Annotated in this window: 21 protein-coding genes and 1 pseudogene; 18 read left to right on the top strand and 4 right to left on the bottom strand. The window is 70.9% G+C overall.

Annotation, left to right across the window (positions count from 1 at the left end; genetic code table 11):
* Window positions 1-3: 3 nt before the first annotated feature.
* The gene (locus ACFWGD_RS12505; RefSeq protein WP_377779019.1) at window positions 4-597 is read right to left on the bottom strand and encodes a MarR family winged helix-turn-helix transcriptional regulator; all 594 of its coding nucleotides are present in this window, start codon (window positions 595-597) and stop codon (window positions 4-6) included.
* Window positions 598-732: 135 nt separating this feature from the next.
* A complete protein-coding gene (locus ACFWGD_RS12500; RefSeq protein ID WP_377779018.1) occupies window positions 733-1,026 on the bottom strand; it encodes a rhodanese-like domain-containing protein in 294 nt (97 codons plus the stop codon).
* A gap of 190 nt (window positions 1,027-1,216) precedes the next feature.
* Here ACFWGD_RS12500 and ACFWGD_RS12495 point away from each other — a divergent pair, with 190 nt between their 5' ends.
* From ACFWGD_RS12495 to ACFWGD_RS12480, 4 genes are all read left to right on the top strand, one after another.
* The gene (locus ACFWGD_RS12495; RefSeq protein WP_377779025.1) at window positions 1,217-2,113 is read left to right on the top strand and encodes a carbohydrate ABC transporter permease; all 897 of its coding nucleotides are present in this window, start codon (window positions 1,217-1,219) and stop codon (window positions 2,111-2,113) included.
* On the top strand, window positions 2,110-2,946 hold the full coding sequence (locus ACFWGD_RS12490; RefSeq protein WP_377779017.1) for a carbohydrate ABC transporter permease: 837 nt from the start codon (window positions 2,110-2,112) through the stop codon (window positions 2,944-2,946). The genes ACFWGD_RS12495 and ACFWGD_RS12490 overlap by 4 nt, the downstream gene beginning before the upstream one ends.
* 127 nt (window positions 2,947-3,073) lie before the next feature.
* On the top strand, window positions 3,074-4,411 hold the full coding sequence (locus tag ACFWGD_RS12485) for an ABC transporter substrate-binding protein (RefSeq protein WP_377779016.1): 1,338 nt from the start codon (window positions 3,074-3,076) through the stop codon (window positions 4,409-4,411).
* Between the two features lie 61 nt (window positions 4,412-4,472).
* Window positions 4,473-5,684 (top strand): ABC transporter ATP-binding protein, encoded by a 1,212-nt coding sequence (locus ACFWGD_RS12480; protein ID WP_377779015.1) that lies wholly within the window; start codon window positions 4,473-4,475, stop codon window positions 5,682-5,684.
* A gap of 771 nt (window positions 5,685-6,455) precedes the next feature.
* Here ACFWGD_RS12480 and ACFWGD_RS12475 read toward each other — a convergent pair.
* The gene (locus tag ACFWGD_RS12475) at window positions 6,456-6,932 is read right to left on the bottom strand and encodes an inorganic diphosphatase (protein WP_377779014.1); all 477 of its coding nucleotides are present in this window, start codon (window positions 6,930-6,932) and stop codon (window positions 6,456-6,458) included.
* 103 nt (window positions 6,933-7,035) lie between these two features.
* On the opposite strand from ACFWGD_RS12475, the gene dacB reads away from it, so the two are divergent.
* The 14 genes and pseudogenes from dacB to panD all read left to right on the top strand — a co-directional run bounded on the left by dacB (window position 7,036) and on the right by panD (window position 21,552).
* Complete coding sequence (dacB, locus tag ACFWGD_RS12470) at window positions 7,036-8,499, top strand: D-alanyl-D-alanine carboxypeptidase/D-alanyl-D-alanine-endopeptidase (protein ID WP_377779013.1); 1,464 nt, start codon at window positions 7,036-7,038, stop codon at window positions 8,497-8,499.
* 113 nt (window positions 8,500-8,612) lie between these two features.
* The gene (locus ACFWGD_RS12465; RefSeq protein ID WP_377779012.1) at window positions 8,613-9,890 is read left to right on the top strand and encodes an amidase; all 1,278 of its coding nucleotides are present in this window, start codon (window positions 8,613-8,615) and stop codon (window positions 9,888-9,890) included.
* Window positions 9,891-9,921: 31 nt separating this feature from the next.
* Window positions 9,922-11,127, top strand: a complete 1,206-nt coding sequence (gene tilS / locus ACFWGD_RS12460) for a tRNA lysidine(34) synthetase TilS (RefSeq protein ID WP_377779011.1) — start codon at window positions 9,922-9,924, stop codon at window positions 11,125-11,127.
* Entirely contained in the window at window positions 11,120-11,704 is a 585-nt protein-coding gene (hpt, locus tag ACFWGD_RS12455) for a hypoxanthine phosphoribosyltransferase (RefSeq protein ID WP_377779010.1), read from the top strand. The genes tilS and hpt overlap by 8 nt, the downstream gene beginning before the upstream one ends.
* 66 nt (window positions 11,705-11,770) lie before the next feature.
* Entirely contained in the window at window positions 11,771-14,500 is a 2,730-nt protein-coding gene (ftsH, locus tag ACFWGD_RS12450; protein WP_377779009.1) for an ATP-dependent zinc metalloprotease FtsH, read from the top strand.
* Window positions 14,497-15,132, top strand: a complete 636-nt coding sequence (gene folE, locus ACFWGD_RS12445) for a GTP cyclohydrolase I FolE (RefSeq protein ID WP_377779008.1) — start codon at window positions 14,497-14,499, stop codon at window positions 15,130-15,132. The genes ftsH and folE overlap by 4 nt, the downstream gene beginning before the upstream one ends.
* A gap of 5 nt (window positions 15,133-15,137) precedes the next feature.
* Window positions 15,138-16,049, top strand: coding sequence for a dihydropteroate synthase (gene folP / locus ACFWGD_RS12440; protein ID WP_377779007.1), 912 nt, complete (start codon window positions 15,138-15,140; stop codon window positions 16,047-16,049).
* A gap of 1 nt (window position 16,050) precedes the next feature.
* The gene (folB, locus tag ACFWGD_RS12435; RefSeq protein ID WP_377779006.1) at window positions 16,051-16,431 is read left to right on the top strand and encodes a dihydroneopterin aldolase; all 381 of its coding nucleotides are present in this window, start codon (window positions 16,051-16,053) and stop codon (window positions 16,429-16,431) included.
* On the top strand, window positions 16,428-16,970 hold the full coding sequence (gene folK, locus ACFWGD_RS12430) for a 2-amino-4-hydroxy-6-hydroxymethyldihydropteridine diphosphokinase (RefSeq protein ID WP_377779005.1): 543 nt from the start codon (window positions 16,428-16,430) through the stop codon (window positions 16,968-16,970). Before folB ends, folK begins: the two co-directional genes overlap by 4 nt.
* Window positions 16,967-17,482, top strand: coding sequence for a DUF3180 domain-containing protein (locus tag ACFWGD_RS12425; RefSeq protein WP_377779004.1), 516 nt, complete (start codon window positions 16,967-16,969; stop codon window positions 17,480-17,482). Before folK ends, ACFWGD_RS12425 begins: the two co-directional genes overlap by 4 nt.
* Window positions 17,479-18,870 carry a DUF6779 domain-containing protein gene (locus ACFWGD_RS12420; protein WP_377779003.1) on the top strand — a complete coding sequence of 464 codons (1,392 nt, stop codon included), beginning with the start codon at window positions 17,479-17,481 and terminating at the stop codon, window positions 18,868-18,870. The genes ACFWGD_RS12425 and ACFWGD_RS12420 overlap by 4 nt, the downstream gene beginning before the upstream one ends.
* Before the next feature lie 6 nt (window positions 18,871-18,876).
* The gene (locus ACFWGD_RS12415) at window positions 18,877-19,791 is read left to right on the top strand and encodes a Rossmann-like and DUF2520 domain-containing protein (protein WP_377779002.1); all 915 of its coding nucleotides are present in this window, start codon (window positions 18,877-18,879) and stop codon (window positions 19,789-19,791) included.
* 103 nt (window positions 19,792-19,894) lie between these two features.
* Window positions 19,895-20,815: pseudogene (panC, locus tag ACFWGD_RS12410) on the top strand (pantoate--beta-alanine ligase); the annotation flags it as partial.
* Between the two features lie 311 nt (window positions 20,816-21,126).
* Window positions 21,127-21,552, top strand: a complete 426-nt coding sequence (gene panD / locus ACFWGD_RS12405; protein ID WP_377779001.1) for an aspartate 1-decarboxylase — start codon at window positions 21,127-21,129, stop codon at window positions 21,550-21,552.
* 231 nt (window positions 21,553-21,783) lie between these two features.
* Here panD and ACFWGD_RS12400 read toward each other — a convergent pair.
* A partial coding sequence (locus ACFWGD_RS12400; protein WP_377779000.1) for a transposase occupies window positions 21,784-22,272 on the bottom strand: 489 nt, incomplete at its 5' end.

Raw genomic sequence — 22,272 nt, 5'->3', positions numbered from 1 at the left:
CGCTCACTGCCGCTTGCCGCCCTTCTTCTTGTTCTTGCGCTTCTTCTTCGGCTTCTTCGGGGCCGGGGCCTCTGTCTTGGGCTCGGTTTCAGCCTCGGTTCCAGCTTCAGTTTCCGGCTCAGTCTCTCCCGCCTTGCCCTCCAGCGCAGCGGCGAGCGCCTCGCGCATGGGGGCGGGGGCGCCGGCGAAGACGCGGGCCTCCGCCTCGGCGATGCCGCCGCGGATGGAGTCGCGCAGCGCCGCGCCGGAGCGGGTGGGGCCGATGAGCTGGCGGCGGCGGTCGGCGGTGTCGCGGACGCGCTCGACCAGGCCGGCCTCCTCGAGGACGTCGACCAGGCGCACCATGTCGGACCGGTCGATGCCCAGCAGATCGCACAATTCGCGCTGCGAATGCGCCGGCTCCGCGCCGATCGCCTCGAGCAGCCAGTAGCCGCGCACGGTCAGCGCGAGGTCGTCGGCGCGCTCGGCGAGCACGCCGTCGATCGCGGCCCTGAGCTGCGCATCCAGGCGCTGGATCGCCCACGCGGCCGTCGACGTCACCGCCTCCGGCATCGTCGGGGCCGGGCGGCGGTCCCGGGAATCATTTTTCGTTGGCATGCACCCATCATAGGGCCGACCGGATTTACGGCGATAATGGGGACGCCCCCACCGAAATAGTCGGTGGGGGCGGTTGCTTTGCGACGGGCCGTCGTAAAGCAGCAGGAACGGACAGCTGCGGGCTACCCGGCCGGATCAGCCCTTCTCCATCGGGCGGCCGGCATGCTCCCAATCGATCATGCCGCCGGAGATGTTGATGGCGTCGATGCCGTTCATCTCCAACCACTGGCACACCTGCGCCGAGCGGCCGCCCGACTTGCAGATGAGATAGATGTCGCGATCGAAATCGAACTCGCCGTAGCGCGACGGCACCTCCTCCATGGGCATGTGCGCGGCGCCCACCGCATGGCCCTCGTCCCACTCCATCTTCGAGCGGACGTCGATGATCTGCGCGTCGTCGGGAACTTCGCTAACCGGGATGAATTCCATGGCGCCGATTGTAGGGAAGGGGCGGGCGGGCGTCACGGGGCCGGTGCGCACGTGGCGACTGTGCGGCCGCCTATCCGTCGCCCAACGGTTGCCTATCCGTTGCCAAGTGTTCATTCACCCGTTGCCGCGATTCCACCCGGGCGCGACAGGCTAAGCAGTCGTGGAAAGAACAGGGATCGACGAAGGGCGCCTGCGGGCACGGGCCCGCACCGCGCGCAGGAGGGAATGGCTGCTGGCGGCGGCGCTGCTGGCCCCCAACCTGATCCTGCTGGCGGTGTTCACCTACCGCCCCCTGCTGGACAACATCCGGCTGTCGTTCTTCGACTGGAACATCTCGTCGCCGACGTCGCGCTTCATCGGCATCGACAACTACGTCGAATGGGCGACGCGGTCGGATACGCCGAAGATCCTGTTCAACACGGTGTTCTTCACCTTTTTCGCCGTCGCCGGGTCGATGGTCCTCGGGCTGATCCTGGCCATGCTGCTCGACCAGAAGCTGCGCGGCCGCAACGCCGTGCGGTCCATGGTCTTCGCGCCGTTCGTCATCTCCGGCGCGGCCATCGGCGTGGCCTTCCAGTTCGTCTTCGACCCGACCTTCGGCCTGGTCCAGGACCTGCTCGGCCGCATCGGCGTCGCCAGCCCGAACTTCTACCAGGACCCGAAGTGGGCCCTGTTCATGGTGACGTTCACGTTCGTGTGGAAGAACCTCGGCTACACCTTTGTCATCTACCTCGCCGCGCTGCAGGGCCTCAGCCGCGACCTGTCGGAGGCCGCCGCCATCGACGGCGCCGGCGCATGGACGCGGTTCCGGCGCGTGACGCTGCCGCAGCTGCGGCCGACCACGTTCTTCCTGTCCATCACGGTGACGCTGAACTCGGTGCAGGTGTTCGACATCATCAACACCATGACCCGCGGCGGCCCGCAGGGCGACGGCACCACCACCCTGGTCTTCCAGGTGTACAGCGAGACCTTCCTCAACTTCCGCGCGGGCTACGGCGCGACCATCGCCACGATCCTCTTCCTCATTCTCCTGGTGGTCACGCTGATCCAGGTGCGCTACATGGACAAGGAGAACGTGCGGGCATGATCGGCACCGAACGCGGCATCGGCTGGCGCATCGTCGGCTACCTGGGCATGGCGCTGGCCGTGGCCTTCATCGGGCTGCCCCTGATCTGGATCGTCCTGACCAGCCTCAAGCAGCACGGCGACATCTACTCCATCCCCGTGCGGTGGATCCCGGAGCAGTGGCACCCGGACAACTACGGCGACGCCACCGAGCGCGTGCCGTTCGCCGCGTACTTCCGCAACTCGGTGATCATCACGGTGATCCTGTGCACCATCAAGATCGTGCTGGGCGTCATCTCCGCCTACGCGCTGTCGATCCTGCGGTTCCCCGGCCGCAACGTGGTGTTCATCGTGGTCATCTCGGCGCTGATGGTGCCCAGCGAGGTCACGGTGATCTCCAACTACGCGCTGGTCAGCCAGCTGGGGTGGCGCGACACGTACCAGGGCATCATCATCCCGCTGGCGGGCATCGCCTTCGGCACGTTCCTCATGCGCAACCACTTCATGTCCATCCCGCACGAGATCGTCGAGGCCGCCCGCATGGACGGCGCCGGCCCGTTCCGCCTGCTGTTCCAGGTGCTGCTGCCCATCTCGCTGCCGACGCTGGTGGCGTTTTCCATGATCACCATCGTCAACGAGTGGAACCAGTACCTCTGGCCGTTCCTCATGGCCGAAACGGAAGCCTCGGCGACGCTGCCGGTGGGCCTGACCATGCTGCAGAACAACGACGGCGTCTCCAACTGGGGGCCGGTCATGGCCGCGACGATCATGACCATGATCCCCGTTCTCCTGCTGTTCCTGGCCCTGCAGAAATACATGATCAAGGGCCTGACCTCGGGTGCGGTGAAGGGATGAGCGCCGTCTCCGCGCACCTGGCACCGGGTCCCGCGCCGCCCGTGGGGCCGTCGCAAAGCCCGGCAGCGCCACCCCCGCATTGCTTGACGACGACCCCCTCCCGGGCGTCGAACCCGAAAGGAACCCCATGAACGACAACTCGCACCGCCTGCCCACCGGCGTCAACCGACGCACCTTCCTCGCGCTGCTGGGCCTCACCGGCGCCGGCGCCGCCCTCACCGCCTGCGCCGGCACCGGCGGCGGCAACGGCGATGGCGGAGGAGCGGAAGGCGACGCCAACACCATCGTCTGGTGGTCCAACCACCCCGCCAGCTCGAAAGCGGTCGAAGAAGAGCTGATCTCGCGGTTCGAGAAGGAGAACCCCGACCTCAAGGTCCGCCTCGTCGACGGCGGCAAGAACTACGAGGAGCTCGGCCAGAAGTTCAACGCCGCCCTGTCCGGCACCGACCTGCCCGACGTCGTCGTGCTGTCCGACGTGTGGTGGTTCAACTTCGCGCTCAACGGCCAGATCGCCAACATCGACGACGTAGCCGGGCGCGCCGGCGTGGACACCTCGACCTACGTCGACAGCCTCTACGAGGACTACGCGCTCAACGGCGGGCACTTCGCCATGCCCTTCGCCCGTTCGACGCCGCTGTTCTACTACAACAAGGACCTGTGGCGCGAAGCCGGACTGCCCGACCGCGGCCCCGAGACCTGGGAAGAAATGACCGAGTGGGGCAAGACCCTGCAGGGCAAGCTGTCCGGCCGCGAGCGCGCCCACGGCTGGGGCAACGCCGTCGACTACCTGTCGTGGACCTTCGAGGGGCCGCTGTGGACCCTCGGCGGCGGCTACTCCGACGGCTGGGACATGAAGCTGACCAGCCCCGAGACCATCAAGGCCGTCGAGTGGCTGAAGTCCACCGTCGACGACGGGTGGGCGACCGTGTCCAACGACATCGCCAACGAGTTCGGCACCGGCGTGCTCGGCTCCATCGTCGCCTCCACCGGCGACCTGGCCGGCATCAACGAGACCGCCGACTTCGAGGTCGGCACCGCGTTCCTGCCCAACCCGAAGGGCGACGGCGGCTGCCCGACCGGCGGCGCCGGCCTGGCCATCCCCGCGGGGATCTCGGAGGAGCGCCAGAACAACGCGGCGAAGTTCATCGACTTCATCACCAACACCGAGAACACCGCGTACTGGTCCCGCAACGTCGGCTACATGCCGGTGCGCAAGGACGCCGTCGACGACCCGGAGCAGAAGAAGTTCATGGACGAGAACCCGAACTTCCGCACCGCCGTCGAGCAGCTGCCGAAGACGCGCCCGCAGGACAACGCCCGCGTGTTCATCCCCAACGGCGACCGCAAGATCGGCGACGCGCTGGAGACGATCCTGCTGTCCGGCGCGGCCATCGAGTCGACCATGTCGTCGTTGGAAGGCGAGCTGACCACCATCTACGAGCGCGACATCGAGCCGAAGCTGTAGCTCGGGTCCGGTTTCACCCGGCCGGATTCCCGGCCGGCCCAATCTTTTGCGAGGAGCATTCATGGCGGGCGTCACCTTCGACGGGGCCACGCGCATTTTCGGCAAGGACGGCGCACCCGCCGTCGACTCCCTGGACCTGGACATCGCCGACGGCGAGTTCCTGGTCCTCGTCGGCCCGTCGGGCTGCGGGAAGTCGACGTCGCTGCGGATGCTCGCGGGCCTCGAGCCGGTCGACCGCGGCAGCATCCACATCGGCGGTCTGGACGCGACGGGCGTGCGGCCGCAGGACCGGGACGTCGCCATGGTGTTCCAGAACTACGCGCTGTACCCGAACATGACGGTCGCCCAGAACATGGGCTTCGCGCTGCGCAACCAGAAGGTGCCCAAGGCGGACATCGATGCCCGCGTCGGCGAGGCCGCCCGGATCCTGCAGCTCGAGTCTTTCCTGCACCGCAAGCCGGCGGCGTTGTCCGGCGGGCAGCGCCAGCGCGTGGCCATGGGGCGGGCGATCGTGCGCGAGCCCGCGGTGTTCTGCATGGATGAGCCGCTGTCCAACCTCGACGCGAAACTGCGGGTGGAGACGCGCGGCGAGATTTCCGCGCTGCAGCGCCGCCTGGGCACGACCACCGTGTACGTGACCCACGATCAGGTCGAGGCCATGACCATGGGCGATCGCGTTGCCGTACTTCGCGAGGGCGTGCTGCAGCAGGCCGATACCCCGGCGGTCCTCTACGACCGGCCGGCCAATGCCTTCGTCGCCGGGTTCATCGGGTCGCCGTCGATGAATCTGCTGCCCGGCGTCGTTCGCGGGGACGTAGTCGTGCTCGACGGTGGGGCGGTGGTGCCCTTGGGCGCGCGGCAGACCGAGGGGCGCCGCGTCACCGTCGGGTTCCGCCCGGAGGACGTGGCGGTCGGGGCGGACTTCTCCGCCACCTCCGCCGCGGGCGCCGCCTCCGCCGCGGGCGCCGGTACAGCCGGTGCAACCGCGGCCACCGCCACATCTGCGGCCACCGGCACTACCGCCGATCGTGGGACTGGCGCGGGATCGTCGGTGCAGAGCGAGTCCGATTCCTTCATCGAGATCGATGTGACCCAGGTCGAGGAGCTCGGCGCCGAGTCGATCATCCACGGCGTGGGTCCGGCCGGCGCGAAGATCGCGGTGCGCCGTGAGCGTGGCCATGGCATCTCCGCCGGCGATGGCCTCCGGGTGGTGCCGGATGCCCGCCGCGTCCACCTCTTCGACGGCGATTCCGGCGACCGCATCGGAGACTGACCACCGCCCGCCGACCGCCGGGGCTGCAGATCTGACGAGTGTGCGCTGTGGGGCCTGTACCGCACACTCGTGGGCGCTGGTGGGGCTGCACATCTGACGAGTGTGCGCTGTGGGGCCTGTACCGCACACTCGTCGGCGTCGGCGGGCGCGCCGACGGGGCGCTCAGCTCGTCGTCGGTGACGTTTCGTGCCCTATGGGTGCCAGCGAATAACGCGACCTGGGGAAATGTGGTTATCGACGCGCCGTTGGTATCTCCTTGACACGAAACGGGGAGGTCGGCGGTGGCGGCGGGCCGAAATCCGAGAGGGGAGAGCTCCTCCAGGGCTGCACGTCTGACGAGTGTGCGCTGAGGGGCTTGTACCGCACATTCCTGGGCGCTGGCGGGGCTGCACATTTGACGAGTGTGCGCTGAGGGGCCCGTACCGCACACTCGTGGGCGTCGGCGGGGCTGCAGATCTGACGAGATCGCGATGTGGGCTCCCGATCGTGATCTGGTGGGCGGCGAAGTGGTGAGGCGTGGCAACGGGGACGGGCGCGGCGGAGGGGGTGGGGAGTGGCCGTCGTGAAGCAAGGCGGGGAGCCGGACCTGCGAGAACCCGGGCCTGCGAACCCCGGACATGCGAAAAACCGCCGCACGCGCTGGGCATGCGGCGGGTCGAAGGGGGATCGGGGACGGCCGGCGCCGGAAACCAGCGGGCCAGGTCCGGGCGGGCAACGCCGGAACCCCGCCCCGGAACCCCGCCCCGGAACCTCGCCCCGAATCCGCCGGAACTAGTGCTTGTGGCGCTCGATGGCCTCGGCGAGGATGCGCTCGGCCTCGGCCTTGTCGCCCCAACCGGACCCCTTGACCTCCTTGCCGGGCTCGAGGTCCTTGTAGTGCACGAAGAAGTGCTCGATCTCGTCGAGGGTGAACTGGGAGATGTCGCCGACGTCCTGGAAGTCCTCGAAACGCGGGTCGTCGAGGACGCAAAGCAGCTTGTCGTCGCCGCCGGCCTCGTCGGTCATCTTGAACACGCCGACCGGGCGGGCCTTCACGATCACGCCCGGGAACACCGGCTCGGGCAGCACGACCAGCGCGTCCAGCGGGTCGCCGTCTTCGCCGAGGGTGTCCTCGATGTAGCCGTAGTCGGCCGGGTAGGACATCGGGGTGAACAGGTAGCGGTCGAGGTAGACCTTGCCGGTCTCGTGGTCGACCTCGTACTTGTTGCGCTGGCCCTTCGGGATCTCGATGGTGACCTCGATGGTCATGTGGATGGCTCCTCTGGTGTGGTGTCGTGCGGTGCGCCGGCGCCGGCGCCTACAGTGGTTCCATCTTAGTCGTTGCCGTTGCCCGTGCCTTGGGAGGAGCCCCGTGAGCCGCACCGTCGGGTGGATGTTGTCCGTCGCCGCGTTCGCCGTCGTGGTGTGCGTGATCGTGGTGGCGGGGCTGGCGGTCAATGCGAATCGGGTGACGGTGGCCGATGCGCCGCAGGTCCCGGGGGTGGCGGCGCCGTTGGGGCCTGCGGGGGTTGCGCAGGGGCTTGACGACGGCCCCTCGTCCGCCCCGTCCGCCGACGAGTCGGAGTTGGCGGCGCAGGTCGCGGCGGTGATGGACGGTGCCGCGGGCGATCCGGCGCTGGGGGAGTTGACGGCGATCGTGTCGTCGGCGGCGTCGGGGGCGACGTTGTGGGAACAGGGGGCGGGGCAGCCGACGCGGCCGGCGTCGTCGCTGAAGATCTTGACCGCCGCGGCGGCGCTGCTGCAGCTGGACCACGATAAGACGGTGACCACGCGGGTGGTGCGCTACCCCGGACAGGATGGCGTGGTGCTCGTCGGTGCGGGCGATCCGACGCTGAGCGTCGACGGCGCCGGCTTCTACCCGGGGTCGGCGTCGATCGCGGAGCTCGCCGAGGGTGTCCGGGCGTCGCTGGGCTCCGGTGAGGCAGCTGGTCAGGCAGGTGAGTCGGGTCCGGCAGCTCCGGCAGTTCCGTCGACGGTGTACGTCGACCGCTCGCTGTTCCGCGTCACCTTTCATTCGACGTGGGATCGCGAGGGCATCCAGGCCGGCTACATCGCACCGGTCGAGCCGGTGATGGTCGACGGCGCCCGGCTGGCCCTGGACCGCGAGGACGCGCGCCGCACGCCGGATCCGGCGGCGGGTGCGGGCCAGGCCCTGGCGGCGGCGCTGGGTGGTGCGAAAGTCGAGGTCCTGGCCCCGGAGGAGTCCTCGTCGCAGAAGTTCGGCGGCGGCAACGGCGCCGAGCCCGAGGTGCTCGCGTCGGTGGAGTCGGCGCCGCTGTCGGAGCGCGTCCACCAGATGATGACCAAGTCCGACAACGTCCTGGCCGAGTCGCTCGCACGCGAGGTCGCCATCGATCGCGGATTGGCGCCGGACTTCGCCGGCGCGGCCAAGGCGGTCGCGGACACGTTGGCCGAGCATGGCCTGGGCCTGGAGACCTCCGGCTCGTCGGCGGCCAACCTCGCCGACTCCAGCGGCCTGAGCGTGGACGACCGCGTCACTCCGGCGCAGCTCGACCGGGTGCTGCTCGCCGCGGCGGGCGACGGAGACACCGCCGCCGCGCTGCGCCCGTTGCTGGATTCCATGCCCGTCGGCGGCGTGTCCGGCACGCTGGCAGGGCGCTACGCCGGTTCCGGTGGCGCGGGCTGGGTCCGGGCGAAGACGGGCACGCTCGACGGCACCTCCGCGCTGGCCGGCTACACGGTGACCAAGGGCGGCGACGTGCTCACGTTCGTCCTGCTCTCCAACGACGCGTCGCTGCTGCCCGCCCGCGCGGCCGCCGACGCCACGGCCGCGAAGCTCCGCGACATCTCTTGATCGTGCGCTGCTCCTGATCGTGCGCTGGCTGATCTGCGCGTATCCGTCGAAAAGCAATCGGCGGAGAAACAATCTGGTCTACGGTGGCCCCAAACGCCGATAGCCCAGGAGAGATGATGGACCCGATCCAGCCGCCGACCCAGCCCACCGTCCGGGAGATCGCCGCGCGCGTGCGCGGCGGGCAGATGACGCCGGAGGAGGCCGTGCGCGAATCGCTCGACAGGATCGCCGCCGAAGACGCGGCGATCAACGCCTTCGCCGAGGTGTGGGCGGATCGCGCGATCTCGCAGGCGCGGGAGCTGGCCAAGCGCCCCGATCTCGCCGACCTCGGGTTGGCGGGCGTGCCCTTCGCGCTGAAGCAGAACACCGACCGGGACAACCCGGTGGTCGCACGGTTGGAAGAGGCCGGCGCGATTCCGGTGGGCACGACGGCGAACCCGCAGTTCTGCACGTGGGGCACCACCGACGTGCCCGGTCGCATCACGCGCAACCCCGTCCGCCCGGGCCGCACGCCCGGCGGGTCCTCGGGCGGTGCGGCGGCCGCGGTGGCGGCGGGCATGGTGCCGTTCGCGCAGGGCAACGACGGCATGGGCTCGCTGCGCATCCCGGCGGCGGCCTGCAACCTGTCCACCATCAAGGCGACGCCGGGCATCGTGCCGGGCCACATCGGCGGCAACGACTGGTACGGCATGGCGGTGCAGGGCGTCATCGCGCAGGACAATGACGACCTGACGCTGCTCATGCGGGAGCTCACCCGCGGCCACGTCGACGCCGTCGAGGCGCCGCTGCCGGCCGACTTCGGTGCGATCCTCGACCTGTCGTCGCCGGTGGCGGGCTTCGGCGCGCAGCCGGAGTGGAAGGAGGCGGCGCGCCACGCGGCGAAGACGCTCGGCGACGCCGGCCTGCCGGTGCGCGAGGCGAAAGCCCCGTACCCGGTCAACCCGCTGCCGATGCTCGCGCGCTGGTCGGCGGGCGTCGCCGATTCCCTGGCGGCCGAGGGCCTGCCCGACCACCTCGAGTGGCGCAACCGCATCCACGCGCGCATCGGCCGCTCGCTGCGCTGGTCGATTTCCGACCGCCAGGTGGTGCGCGCCCGGTCGAAGATGGAGAAGTTCCTGCCCGGCGACAACGTCCTGATCACCCCGGCGCTGGCCACCGAGCCGCCGTCGGACGGACCGTGGAACTCGCGGCCGTGGTCGGCGAACATGGTGTCCAACATGCGCTACGCGCCCTTCGTGTCGGTGTGGAACCTCCTCGGCTTCCCGGCCGGCGTCGTCGTCGAGCCGGTCACCGGCGTGCCGGTGCAGGTCGTCGCGCGCATGACGCAGGAGCGGGTGCTGCTCACGGCGATGGATCGCATTGCCAAGGGCGGCGTCATCGCCACCGACTAAGGCGATCCGGCGGCTGATCTACTCTGTCCGCATGACCGCAGCCCCGTTTTGGCCCCGCCGCAGCCCCGCGTTCCTGCGGGCGCGCCGGGCCGTGCGGGGCGTACTTGTGCTTGACGACGGCCCGCGTGCGTCCAGCCCGCCCCCCACCCGCGTCGTGGTCGGGTTGTCCGGAGGGGCGGATTCGCTGGCGTTGACCGCGGCGTGCGCCGCCGAGATTCCCGGTGGGGTGCATGCCGTCGTCGTCGACCACGGGCTCCAGGAGGGCTCCGCCGACGTGGCCGAGCGCGCTGCGGCCCTGGCCCGCGGGTTCGGCGCGACCGCCGAGGTCATCCGCGTCGACGTGCCCGGCGGGATCGATGGTGCGGGGGAGGGGCCGGAGGCCGCCGCCCGCGCCGCCCGCCATTCCGCTCTCCACCGCGTCGCCGGCGATCGGGGAGCCCCGCTGCTGCTGGCGCACACCCTCGACGACCAGGCGGAGACGGTGCTGCTGGGGCTGGCGCGCGGCGCCGGCACCGGCGCCCTGTCCGGGATGGCGGCCGACCGGACGTGGGACGACGGCGTGCGCGTGATGCGTCCGTTCCTCTTCTCCGGATTCTCCGGCTCGGCTGGTTCGGCTGGCGGGCCGCTGCGCCGCGCCGACACCGAGGCCGCCTGCGCCGAACTCGGCGTGGAGCCGTGGCACGACCCACACAACGCCGATCCCCGCTACGCCCGCGTGCGCGCCCGCGCCTCGGTGCTGCCGATGATGGAGGAGCTCCTCGGCCCCGGCGTCGCCGCCAATCTCGCGCGCACCGCCGACCTGGTCCGCTCCGATGCCGCCGCCCTCGACGAGTGGGCGGACCGGGTGCTGGCCGACGCCGTGTCGGCCACCGGCCCAACGGCCGATGGCACGGGCGGGGTGGGGGAGCTGTCGGTCGGCGTCGTCGTCACGCAACCCGATGCCGTGCGCACCCGCACCCTGAAGAAATGGGCCGAGGCCAACGGCGCGTCGGCGCTGACCGCCGCGCACGTCGCGGCGCTGGATAAGCTCGTCGTCGGGCACCGCGGCCTAGGCCCCGTCGCCCTGCCCTCCGCCGAAACCCCCGATCAGCCGGGATGCAGGTTGGAGGCGCACCGAAAAGGTGGCACTCTGGCAGTGTCGCGGGGTTCACCGGGCCCCGCCGCGAAGCGACCCCGAAACGATCCCCAGGAAGCAACCGCCGGCGCGCCCGGGCGGAAAGGACGACCGCATGCATGACGTCAAGGACTTCAACGTTCCGGACAACCCGTACGGGGCCGACGTGGAGGCCATCCTGATCTCCGAAGACGAGCTGCGCGCGCGCATCGCCGAAATGGCCGCCCGCGTCAACGAGAGCCACGCCGACGCCGAGGAAGACCTCATCCTCGTGGGCGTGCTCAAGGGCGCCGTGTTCTTCATGACCGACTTCGCCCGCGAGCTCAACCGCCCGACGCAGATGGAATTCATGGCGGTGTCGTCCTACGGCAACTCCGTGTCGTCGTCGGGCGTCGTGCGCATTCTCAAGGACCTCGACCGCGACATCGAAGGCCGCGACGTCATCATCCTCGAGGACATCATCGACTCCGGCCTGACGCTGTCGTGGCTGATGAAGAACCTGCGCAACCGCAACCCGCGGTCGCTGGAAGTGGTCACCCTGCTGCGCAAGCCCGACGCGCTGACGGCGAAGCTCGACATCGCCGACATCGGCTTCGACATCCCCAACGAGTTCGTCATCGGCTACGGCCTCGACTACGCGGAGCGCTACCGCGACCTGCCCTACGTGGGCACGCTGCACCCGCGCGTCTACCAGAGCTGACCCCGGCCGCCGGTCGCCGCGACCAGGCCCCGACACCACCCGAGAAAGCCAAGGCCAAGCCCCTCCATGGACAAGAACAAGGTCTTCCGGATCGCCGGCATCGTCGGCATCTTCCTCCTCCTCATCTTCGCGGTGACCACCCTCACCGACGACACGCGGTCGTTCCGCGAGGTCGACACGTCGGTGGCGCTGCAGCAGATCGACGCCGGCAACGTCGCCGAAGCGCAGATCGACGACCGCGAGCAGCGGCTGCGCCTGACGCTGAAGGACGGCATCGAGGTCGAGGAGACCCAGGACGTCAAGGAGGTCATGGCGCAGTACCCGGCGCGGGCCGCCGACCGGATCTTCGAGAAGGTCTCCGGCGCGCAGGGCATGGACAAGTACACGACGAAGGTCACGCAGGAATCGTTCCTGATGTCGACCCTCGGCTTCCTGCTGCCGATGCTGATCTTCTTCATCCTGATCATGTGGGTGTTCAGCCGCATGCAGGGCGGGCGCGGCGGCATGTTCGGGTTCGGCAACTCCAAGGCGAAGATGCTGAACAAGGAGGAGCCGACCAACACGTTCGAGGACGTCGCCGGCGCCGACGAGGCCGTCCAGGAGCTCGACGAGATCCGCGACTTCCTGCAGAACCCCGCCCGCTACGAGGCGCTGGGCGCGAAGATCCCGCGCGGCGTGCTGCTCTACGGCCCGCCCGGCACCGGCAAGACGCTGCTGGCCCGTGCGGTGGCCGGCGAGGCGGGCGTGCCGTTCTACACGATCTCCGGCTCCGACTTCGTGGAGATGTTCGTCGGCGTCGGCGCCTCTCGCGTGCGCGACCTGTTCAACCAGGCCAAGGAAAACAGCCCCTGCATCATCTTCATCGACGAGATCGACGCCGTCGGCCGCCAGCGCGGCGCCGGCATGGGCGGCGGCCACGACGAGCGCGAGCAGACGCTCAACCAGCTGCTCGTGGAGATGGACGGGTTCTCGGACCGCTCCAGCGTGATCATCATGGCGGCGACCAACCGCCCCGACATCCTCGACCCGGCGCTGCTGCGCCCGGGCCGCTTCGACCGCCAGATCCCCGTCGGCGCCCCCGACATGGCCGGCCGCAAGGCGATCCTCGAGGTCCACGCGCGCAACAAGCCGCTGGGCCCCGACGCCGACATGGAGTCGCTGGCCAAGCGCACCGCCGGCATGTCCGGCGCCGATCTGCAGAACGTGCTCAACGAGGCCGCGCTGCTCACCGCCCGCGTCAACGGCGACGTGATCACCGCCGATGCGCTGGAGGAGGCCGTCGACCGCGTCGTCGGCGGGCCGCGCCGCACGTCGAAGGTGATTTCCGAGCAGGAGAAGAAGGTCACCGCGTACCACGAGGGCGGCCACACCCTGGCCGCGTGGGCGCTCAAGGACATCGAGCGCGTGTACAAGGTGACCATCCTCGCCCGCGGCCGCACCGGCGGCCACGCGATGACGGTGCCCGAGGACGACAAGGGCATGTACAACCTGCCGGAGCTTTTCGCGCGGCTGGTCTTCGCCATGGGCGGCCGTGCCGCCGAGGAGCTGGTCTTCGGCTTGCCGACGACGGGCGCCTCCGCCGACATCGAAATGGCCACGAAGATCGCCCGGGCGATGGTGACCGAATACGGCATGACCGCGTCTCTGGGGCCGGTGAAGTACGGCGAGGAAGCCGGTGACCCGTTCGTCGGCCGCGGCGGTTCCGGCCAGCTGGACTACTCGCCGGCGGTTGCGGCGAAGATCGACGAGGAGGTGCGGGGGCTCATCTCGAAGGCGCATGACGAGGCCTACGACATCCTCCGCGAAAACCGCGACATCCTCGACGAGCTGGCGGAGAAGCTGCTGGAGAAGGAGACGCTGCGCCGCCCGGATCTGGAAGCGATGTTCACCGACGTCCGCATCCGCGAGCGCCTCGACTTCCTGGACACCGACAAGCGCCACCCGCGCGATGGCCGCGAGCCGGTGAAGACCCCGGTGGAGCTGGCCATCGAGCGCGGCGAGGAGCCGCCGCGCCGCGAGAACATCTTCGCGCCGGTGCGCCCGCGCCGCCAGGATCGCCCGATGGGCGAGGGCGACGGCGGGGGAGCCGAGGGCGCCGGCGAGGGCCAGCATGCCCTCCCGGGTTCCGGGCATCTTCCGGGCCAGCAGGGCCAGCCGGGTCATGTGGGCCAGCAGGGCCAGCAGGCTCGACCGGGCCAGCCCGATCGCCGCAATGTCCCGGTCTACGGAGGCACCCCGCCGCCGGCGGATTGGACGGTCCCGGGATGGCCGCCGAAGGACGGCGGCGCTGCCCGCGGTACGGCGCGCCCCTATGGTCAGTCGGGCCAGCAGGGCCAGCCGGGACAGCAGGGCGCGCCCAACCAGCCCGGCCAGTCCGGCCAGCCGACGACGCCTGCGGGACACCCGGGTGCCGCCAACTACCCGGCGCCGACCGGGTGGGAGCGCCCGAACCAGAACCAGCAGGGGCATGACCAGCAGGGCCAGAACCAGCAGGGCCAGACGCCTCAGAGCCACCAGCCCCAGCAGCCGGCCGAGCCCCGTGGTTTCCGCCTGCCCGAGCGCGAGCAGCCCGAGCACCGCGAAACCCCGAAGAAGCGCGACGACGCCCCTCAGGGACGCCCCCTCGGCGCCACGGATTCGGAGCCGACGCGCGAGTTCCCCGCCCCCGGCGGCGGCCGGCACCGCGCCGAGGGTGACCAGGGTTCGACGGGCCTGCCGGGCGCGTCCGACCCGGTGCCCCCGCGCCCCGACGAGACCCCCGATGCCGGCACGAGCGGATCGGAGGACCCGCGATGAACTACGACCACCGCGACGATGAGGTCCACCCGGACATCGCCGCCGAACGCGGCGACGAAATCGGCACGTTCGACCAGGCCCGCGCCGAAGCGGCCGTGCGCGAACTGCTGCTGGCCGTCGGCGAGGACCCCGAGCGCGAGGGCCTGAAGGAAACCCCGGCCCGCGTCGCCCGCGCCTACCGCGAAGTCTTCGCCGGCCTCCACGTCGACCCGACCGAGGTGCTGGCCAAGACCTTCGACGAGGGCCACCAGGAACTGGTGCTGGTCAAGGACATCCCGATCTACTCCACGTGCGAGCACCACCTGGTGCCCTTCTTCGGCAAGGCCCACATCGGCTACATCCCCGGCCCCGAGGGCCGCGTGACGGGATTGTCCAAGCTGGCGCGGCTGGTGGATCTCTACGCCAAGCGCCCCCAGGTCCAGGAACGGCTGACCGGACAGGTTGCCGATGCGCTCGTCGACAAGCTCCGTCCGACGTCGGCGATCGTGGTCATCGAATGCGAGCACCTGTGCATGGCGATGAGGGGCATCCGCAAGCCGGGCGCGACCACCATCACCTCCGCCGTGCGCGGCGGGTTCAAGTCCGACGCCCGGTCGCGGGCCGAGGCGATGTCGCTGATCACGGGGCGCTGACCGCGATGGCCCCCGTTTTGCCGCAGCGCGACCGGTGCCTGGTGATGGGCATCGTCAACGTCACCGAGGACAGCTTTTCCGACGGCGGCCGCTGGAACGACCCGACCGTCGCCGTCGCCCACGCCAAGCGGCTGATGGCCGACGGCGCCGACCTCATCGACGTCGGCGGCGAATCCACGCGACCCGGCGCGGTGCGGGTGGCGGCGGAGGAGGAGCTCGGCCGCGTCGTGCCCGTCGTGCGCGACCTGGCCGCCGCGGGCATTCCCGTCAGCGTCGACACCATGCGCGCGGCCGTCGCGGAGGCGGCGATCGAGGCCGGTGCGGTGCTCATCAACGACGTCTCCGGCGGCCTGGCCGACCCCCGCATGCTCGGCGTCTGTGCCGATGGCGGGGTGTCGGTGTGCCTGATGCACTGGCGCACCGACCGCTTCGGATCGGCGTCCGGCCGCGCGGAGCCTTCCGCGGACGGCATCGTCGCCGAGGTCCGCGGCCACCTGCGCTCGCTGGCCGAACGGGCGCTGGCCGCGGGGATCCCCGCCGAGCGGATCATCCTGGACCCGGGTCTGGGCTTCGCCAAGAACGCCGACGACAATTGGGCGCTGCTGCACGCGCTGCCCGAGATTGTTGCCGAGGGCCACCCGGTGCTCGTCGGCGCCAGCCGCAAGCGCTTCACCGCCACCGTCGTCGACGGCGCCCCGCGCGCGCCCCGCGACGCCGACGACGCCACCGCCGCGATCTCCGCGCTGTCGGCCGCCGCCGGCGCGTGGGCGGTGCGCGTCCACGAGGTGGCCGCCAGCCGCGACGCCGTCCACGTCGCCGCGGCCTGGAATGCCGGGCGCGCGCCCGAGGGAGTGACCGCCGACGGCGATTACCCGGCCGGCGGCGGCAACAAGCCGATGCAGCGAGAGGGGAACTGACATGGCAGACCGCATCGCCCTGACGGGCCTGAAGGTCCGCGGCAACCACGGCGTCTTCGACCACGAGAAGCGCGACGGCCAGGACTTCTCCTGCGACGTCACGCTGTGGCTCGACTTCGGCGCCGCCGCGGCCAGCGATGATCTCGCCGACACCGTCGACTACGGCGCCGTCGCGCAGACCGCCCACGACATCATCGCGGGCCCGCCGCGCGACCTCATCGAAACGGTGGCCACCGAGATCGCCGAGACGCTCATGGGCGGCGACGATGCGGGGCTGCTCCATGCGGTGGAGGTCACCATTCACAAGCCGCAGGCCCCGATCCCGCTGGAGTTCGGCGACGTCGCGGTGACCGCGCGCCGGTCGAGGAAGACGCGCCGATGATCCGCGCGGTGCTGTCCATCGGCGCGAATCTGGGCGACGCCCGTGCCGCGCTGCGCGGGGTGGCCGACGCCTTCGCCGCCGAGACCGTCGCCCGTTCCGCCGTCTTCGCCACCCCGCCGTGGGGAGGCGTCGAGCAGGGCGATTTCCTCAACGCCGTCCTCATCGTCGACACCGACCGCACCCCGCTCGAGCTGCTGCGTTTCGGCCAGTCGCTGGAGAACGCCGCGGGCCGCGTCCGCGAGGTCCATTGGGGCCCGCGGACCCTCGACGTCGACGTGGTCCAGGTCGTGTCGCTTGACGACGCCCCGGCGCCCGCGCACTCCTCACCGGAACCGGCGGGCGCCGAGGTCACCTCGGATGACCCGGTCCTCACCCTTCCCCACCCGTTCGCCCACGAGCGCGCCTTCGTGCTCGTCCCGTGGCTCGACGCCGACCCCGCCGCGCAGTTGGGCGGGCAATCGGTGGCGGGGCTCGTCGCAAAGCTTCTCGACGACGACGTCGCCGCAGTCCGCCGCGACCCCGGGGGCTGGGGGCCGTGAACCAGCTCAAGCCGACGTCGCCGATTTCGCTGCTGGTCACTGCCCTGGTGCTGGCGCTGGCGGGGTACCTGCTCTACGGGCGGTTCTACGGCGACATCGGCGCGCGCAGCTGGTGGGACCTGCTGTTCCCGTGGGTGCTGACGCTCGCGTGCATCGCCGGCGCCCGCTGGATCCGCGCGGCGCTCGACGACGACCGCGTCGGCCAGGACCGCAGCCAGGTGCAGCCGCTGACGATGGCGCGGTGGCTGGTCGTCGGCACCGCGTCGGCGTGGCTGGGCGCCGTGCTCGGTGGGATCTACGCCGGGGCGCTGGCCTGGGCGATCCCGCGGTGGGGCGAGCTGGCCGCCGCGGCCGACGACGGGCCCGTGCTCGTCGTCGGTGCGGCCAGCGGAGTGGCGCTCGCGGTGGCCGGGTCGTGGCTGGAGCGATCGTGCCGGCTTCCCCCGGATGATGAACCTCCCGCCGCGTCGGGCGGGGAACCGGTGCCGCCGTCGGTAGGCTGGGGGACATGACTCAACCGGAGGACTTCGACGTGGACCGAAACGGGCAGGATCGCGACGTGGCCGAGTCCGGGCACGTCGAGCAGTGGGACGAGCGCGCCGAGGGGACGGCCGGCCAGGCCCGCCCCGCGGCCACCGGCGACGGCGACGCCACCGACAAGGTGGCCACCGCGATGATGGTGGCGCTCATCGCGCTGGCCGTGGTCGCCAGCGTCGTGATGCTGTTCACCGACTCCACCGGGTGGATGAAGATCGCCGTGCTCGCCGGCCTGTGGGCCGCGGTCATCGGCGCGCTGCTGGTCACGCGCTACCGCCGCCAGCTCGCCGCCGAACGCGAGCGCATCGCCGACCTCGAGGTCATGCACGGCCTGGAGCTCGACCGCGAACTGGCCACGCACCGCGAGCAGGAGCTCATCCTCGAGCAGAACTACCTGGATTCGCTCGACGCGCGGTCGGACGACACGATCATGCAGCTGCGCGCGGAGATCGTCGCGCTGCGCGAGCACCTCGCGGAGATGCTCGGCGCGGATCTGGACGAGGAGCGCATCGCGCTGCGCGCCCGGGCCGAGCGCCTGCGCGAGCTCGATGCCCCGGCGGCGTCGCCGCTGAAGGACCCCGAGTCGCACCAGCGCCCGAAGCCGCGCGCCACGGCGCACCGTGCGGCGGCCACCGCGAACGGCGTGGTCGGGACGCACACCAACCACGGCCCGCACGGGCTGCACGGCGCCGATGGCGCCGACCTCGTGGACGGCGTGGGTGACGTGGATGGGCACGACGAGCACACCGTCGCCGGCGTGCCCGAGGAATGGGACGAGAACGAGGCCTTCGAGGCCCGCGGCGGCGACGACCGCGAGCCGGTCGACGTGCCCGTCGTGGACAACGGCGTGCCCGGCCACACCTACGGCGGCGGTTTCAACACCGGTTCGTTCAAGGCCGTGCCGTGGCAGGAGGCGGAGGGGGAGACCGACGCCCACGCGACCGAGAAGGCCGAGAAGGCCGAGACCAAGGCGCAGTACCGCCCGCATCCCGACGCCGCCGAGTCCCGCCCGACCGCGGTGCTGCCGCGCATCGATGCGGACGCCCAGGCCCGGGCTGAGGCGGAGGCCGAGGAGAAGGCCGGCGCCGAGACTTCGACCGACGCCGCCGAGACGGCCGGCTTCCCGAAGGTCGATGCCCATGTGGCCGACGCCGAGCACGCCGCCGGTGATCACGCTGAGACCGCCGACACCACTGACGCCACCGGCACCGCCGACACCGCCGACACCGCCGATGACGACGCGGCGTCCGGTTCCGGCCGCCGCTCCCGCCACGGCCGCCGCCGCGCCGAGGACCACGAGGGCGGCCTGACCGTCGCCGAGCTGCTCGCCCAGATGCGGGCCCGCAACGGTTCCGGGGAGTAGCCGCAGGTGCCGGGAGCTCCCCGCCTGACCGTCGCGGTGATCTCCACCGGGGCGGTCGGCACCGCCGTCGGCGAAGCCCTCGCCCGCGCGGGCCACGCCGTCACCGCGGTCGTGGCCCGTTCCGACGCCTCCAGGGCCCGCGCCGCACTCCGCCTGCCGCAGGCGCGCATCGCCGACGTCGTCTCCGCCGCCCGCGACGCCGAGTTGATCATCCTGGCAGTGCCGGATCCCGAGCTGCCCGGCGTCGTCGAGCAGATCGTGCCGCACGTCGGGCCGGGGCGCATCGTCGTCCACGTCGCCGGCTCCCGGGGCCGCGCCGTCCTCGACCCCATCGCTCTGACCGGCGCGCTGACCATCGCCGCGCACCCGGCCATGACCTTCGCCGGCGTACCCGACGACACCGACCGCCTCGCCGGCTGCCCCTGGGGCGTCACCGTCGGCGACGAACTGTCCCGCACCGTCGCCGAACTGCTCATCTCCGAAATCGGCGGCCGCGCCATCCCCATCCCCGAAAGCCGCCGGCCGCAGTACCACGCCGCCATGGCCCACGGCTCCAACCACCTCGGCGCCGTCGTCGCCGACGCCGTCGAACTGCTGGCCCGCGCCATCTCCGACGGCGGCGACCCGGCCGCCGGCCACTCGCCGGACGCCGCCCGCGAACAGGCCGCCGCCCTGCTCGGCCCGCTGCTCAACGCCTCGCTGGACAACGCGCTGAAATGGGGGCCGCGCGCACTGACGGGGCCGGCTGCCAGGGATGACGCGGACACCGTCATCAAGCATCTCGGAGTCATCGACGACGAACTGCCCCGCGCAACCCCCGCCTACCGGGCCCTGGCGCGGCGCATCGCCGAGCTGAAGGGATCCGCCGCCGTCCTGCGCGCGCTCGGCCACCGCCCCGACGCCACCGGCGGGGCCGACTAGGATCGGCGACGCCCCGGGGACTACCGTCTACCGGGAGTTCCCCGCGACACCGGGGAAAACACGACGGACGCCACACCGGCGCCCGGGCAATCTCGGAGGAAAAGTGAGCGGCTACACCGCCGGAGACATCACCGTCCACGACACCATCGCGGGCATCGCCCAGGTCACGCGCGCCATGCGCAAAACCGGGCGGCCCGTCGTCCTCGTGCCCACCATGGGCGCACTGCACGAGGGCCACCTCGAACTCGTCCGCGCCGCGCAGTCGCTGCCGCGGGCCGTCGTGGTCGTGTCGATCTTCGTCAACCCCCTGCAGTTCGGCGAGGGCGAGGACTTCGAGGCGTACCCCCGCACCCTCGACGACGACGTGGCCAAGCTCAGGGCCGTCGGCTGCGAACTCGTCTTCGCCCCCAACGCCCGCGAGATGTACCCCAACGGGTTCCGCTCCACCGTCCAGCCCGGCCCGCTCGCCGACGAGCTCGAGGGCGCGACGCGGCCCGGGCACTTCGCCGGGGCGCTGACCGTGGTGAACAAGCTGTTCAACATCACCAACTGCACCGACGCGATCTTCGGCGAGAAGGACTACCAGCAGCTGGCGCTGATGCAGCAGATGGTCACCGACCTGAACATGCCCGTGCAGCTCCACGGCGTGCCCGTCATCCGCGAGGCCGACGGCCTGGCCATGAGCTCGCGCAACCGCTACCTGTCCGGCGACGACCGCGAGCTGGCCGTCACCCTGTCCGCCGCACTGACCGCCGGCGCGCACGTCGGCGACCACGGTGCGGAGGCCGTGCTGTCCACCGCGCGCGCCGTGCTCGCCGAGCGCCCCGACGTCGACGTCGACTACCTCGAGCTGCGCGGCCCCGGGCTGGGGCCGGTGCCGGTGGAAGGCGAGGCGCGGCTGCTCGTGGCGGCGCGCGTGGGCACGACCAGGCTGATCGACAACGTCGGCGTGCTGCTCGGCGACACCCGCGACCGCGAGATCGCCCAGGCCGCGCTGTCCGCCGCCGGCGTCGACGACCGCCCGCTGACCGAGGAGGAAATGGCCGAGCTCAAGCGCCTCAAGGCCCGCGTCGACGAGGTCCGCGCCGAGCGCGAGGCCCGCGAGGGGCTGCGGGGCGCCGGGCTCGGGGCTGGTCCCGGTGCTGGTGCTGGTGCGGAATCTGCCGCGGTTTCCGCCGCGGGGGGAATGGATTCTCGCGCCGGCGGCGTTGAGGGTGATACGGTGCGGCGTCCGGTTTCGGAGCGCGACAGCGCCGGGACCACCGATTCCGATTCCCATTCCGAGTCCGAACCCGACTCCGCCGATTCCGGCACTGCGACCGAGGGAGGCCGCTGATGTTCCGCACCATGCTGAAGTCCAAGATCCACCGCGCCACCGTGACGCAGGCTGATCTGCATTACGTCGGTTCCTGCACGATCGACGCCGATCTGATGGAGGCCGCCGATCTGCTCGAGGGCGAGCAGGTCGACATCGTCGACATCGACAACGGCAATCGCCTGACCACGTACTGCATCACCGGTGAGCGCGGGTCGGGCATCATCTCGATCAACGGTGCCGCCGCCCGCCTCATTTCGCCCGGTGACCTGGTGATCATCATCGGTTACGGCATGATGAGCGACGATGAGGCCCGTTCCATCAAGCCCCACGTCATCTTCGTCGACGAGAACAACCGCATTGTCACCGAGGGCGACGATCCCGCGAACGTCCCCGTCGGTTCCGGCCTGTGGGATCCCCGCAAGCCCGACGAGTTCTCGGTCTAGCTCGGCTTTTCCGCGCGCCGGCAGTTGCCCGCGCTTTTCGCTTTACGACGCCCGCCGTCCCACCCCGGACGGCGGGTTTCGCCGTGTCCGGCGTCCCCGCACCTGCCCACTTCGCCGTCGCAGCACCACGCTGCCGCGGTCAAGTCCAGGGAAGTGGTGTACGTACCTTTCGAATAAGCCGGACTATCTACCGGCATCCGGGTCCTGCCCGAGCAGGGCAATAATCGCCGATCACGCCAACGCCCCCACACCCATGGCCGCGGTGCCGTCGGCGTCTATGACGCCGTCGGCCATGGCCGCGGCCGTCTGCCCCAACGCAGTCAACGACATGTAGCGCTTCTGCTGGATCCAGTCGTCATGCTGCTCAGCCAACACGGCCCCGACCAACCGGATCACCGATTGGCGGTTGGGGAAGATCCCCACCACATCAGTACGCCGGCGAATCTCCCGGTTGAGCCGCTCGGTGGGATTGTTCGACCACACCTTCGCCCACACCGCCTTGGGCGCTGCGGTAAACGCCAGCAGTTCATCAAGGTGGTCTTCCAGGTAGTCAGCCACATGGGGGAATTTCTGGCGGCAGAAGTCGACTACCTCACGGGCCTGAGCCCACACGGTGGCGGCATCAGCCTGCTGGAACACCGTCTGAAACATCGCCGACAACGTCGGCCACTGCGTCTTGGACACCATGCCGGAGAGGTTCTTGGAAAAATGCGTGCGACA

The sequence above is a fragment of the Corynebacterium sp. NPDC060344 genome, assembly GCF_042725215.1.
Lineage (GTDB): Bacteria > Actinomycetota > Actinomycetes > Mycobacteriales > Mycobacteriaceae > Corynebacterium.
Note: the sequence above shows the minus strand (reverse complement) of the source record. Positions and strands in the feature narration are given on the sequence as shown.

Bases quoted from the DNA above. Each gene is read 5' to 3' on its own strand.
- ACFWGD_RS12505 (WP_377779019.1), bottom strand. From the start codon at position 597: ATGCCAACGAAAAATGATTCCCGGGACCGCCGCCCGGCCCCGACGATG.
- ACFWGD_RS12500 (WP_377779018.1), bottom strand. From the start codon at position 1,026: ATGGAATTCATCCCGGTTAGCGAAGTTCCCGACGACGCGCAGATCATC.
- ACFWGD_RS12490 (WP_377779017.1), top strand. From the start codon at position 2,110: ATGATCGGCACCGAACGCGGCATCGGCTGGCGCATCGTCGGCTACCTG.
- ACFWGD_RS12485 (WP_377779016.1), top strand. From the start codon at position 3,074: ATGAACGACAACTCGCACCGCCTGCCCACCGGCGTCAACCGACGCACC.
- ACFWGD_RS12480 (WP_377779015.1), top strand. From the start codon at position 4,473: ATGGCGGGCGTCACCTTCGACGGGGCCACGCGCATTTTCGGCAAGGAC.
- ACFWGD_RS12475 (WP_377779014.1), bottom strand. From the start codon at position 6,932: ATGACCATCGAGGTCACCATCGAGATCCCGAAGGGCCAGCGCAACAAG.
- ACFWGD_RS12465 (WP_377779012.1), top strand. From the start codon at position 8,613: ATGATGGACCCGATCCAGCCGCCGACCCAGCCCACCGTCCGGGAGATC.
- tilS (WP_377779011.1), top strand. From the start codon at position 9,922: ATGACCGCAGCCCCGTTTTGGCCCCGCCGCAGCCCCGCGTTCCTGCGG.
- hpt (WP_377779010.1), top strand. From the start codon at position 11,120: ATGCATGACGTCAAGGACTTCAACGTTCCGGACAACCCGTACGGGGCC.
- ftsH (WP_377779009.1), top strand. From the start codon at position 11,771: ATGGACAAGAACAAGGTCTTCCGGATCGCCGGCATCGTCGGCATCTTC.
- folE (WP_377779008.1), top strand. From the start codon at position 14,497: ATGAACTACGACCACCGCGACGATGAGGTCCACCCGGACATCGCCGCC.
- folP (WP_377779007.1), top strand. From the start codon at position 15,138: ATGGCCCCCGTTTTGCCGCAGCGCGACCGGTGCCTGGTGATGGGCATC.
- folB (WP_377779006.1), top strand. From the start codon at position 16,051: ATGGCAGACCGCATCGCCCTGACGGGCCTGAAGGTCCGCGGCAACCAC.
- folK (WP_377779005.1), top strand. From the start codon at position 16,428: ATGATCCGCGCGGTGCTGTCCATCGGCGCGAATCTGGGCGACGCCCGT.
- ACFWGD_RS12420 (WP_377779003.1), top strand. From the start codon at position 17,479: ATGACTCAACCGGAGGACTTCGACGTGGACCGAAACGGGCAGGATCGC.
- panD (WP_377779001.1), top strand. From the start codon at position 21,127: ATGTTCCGCACCATGCTGAAGTCCAAGATCCACCGCGCCACCGTGACG.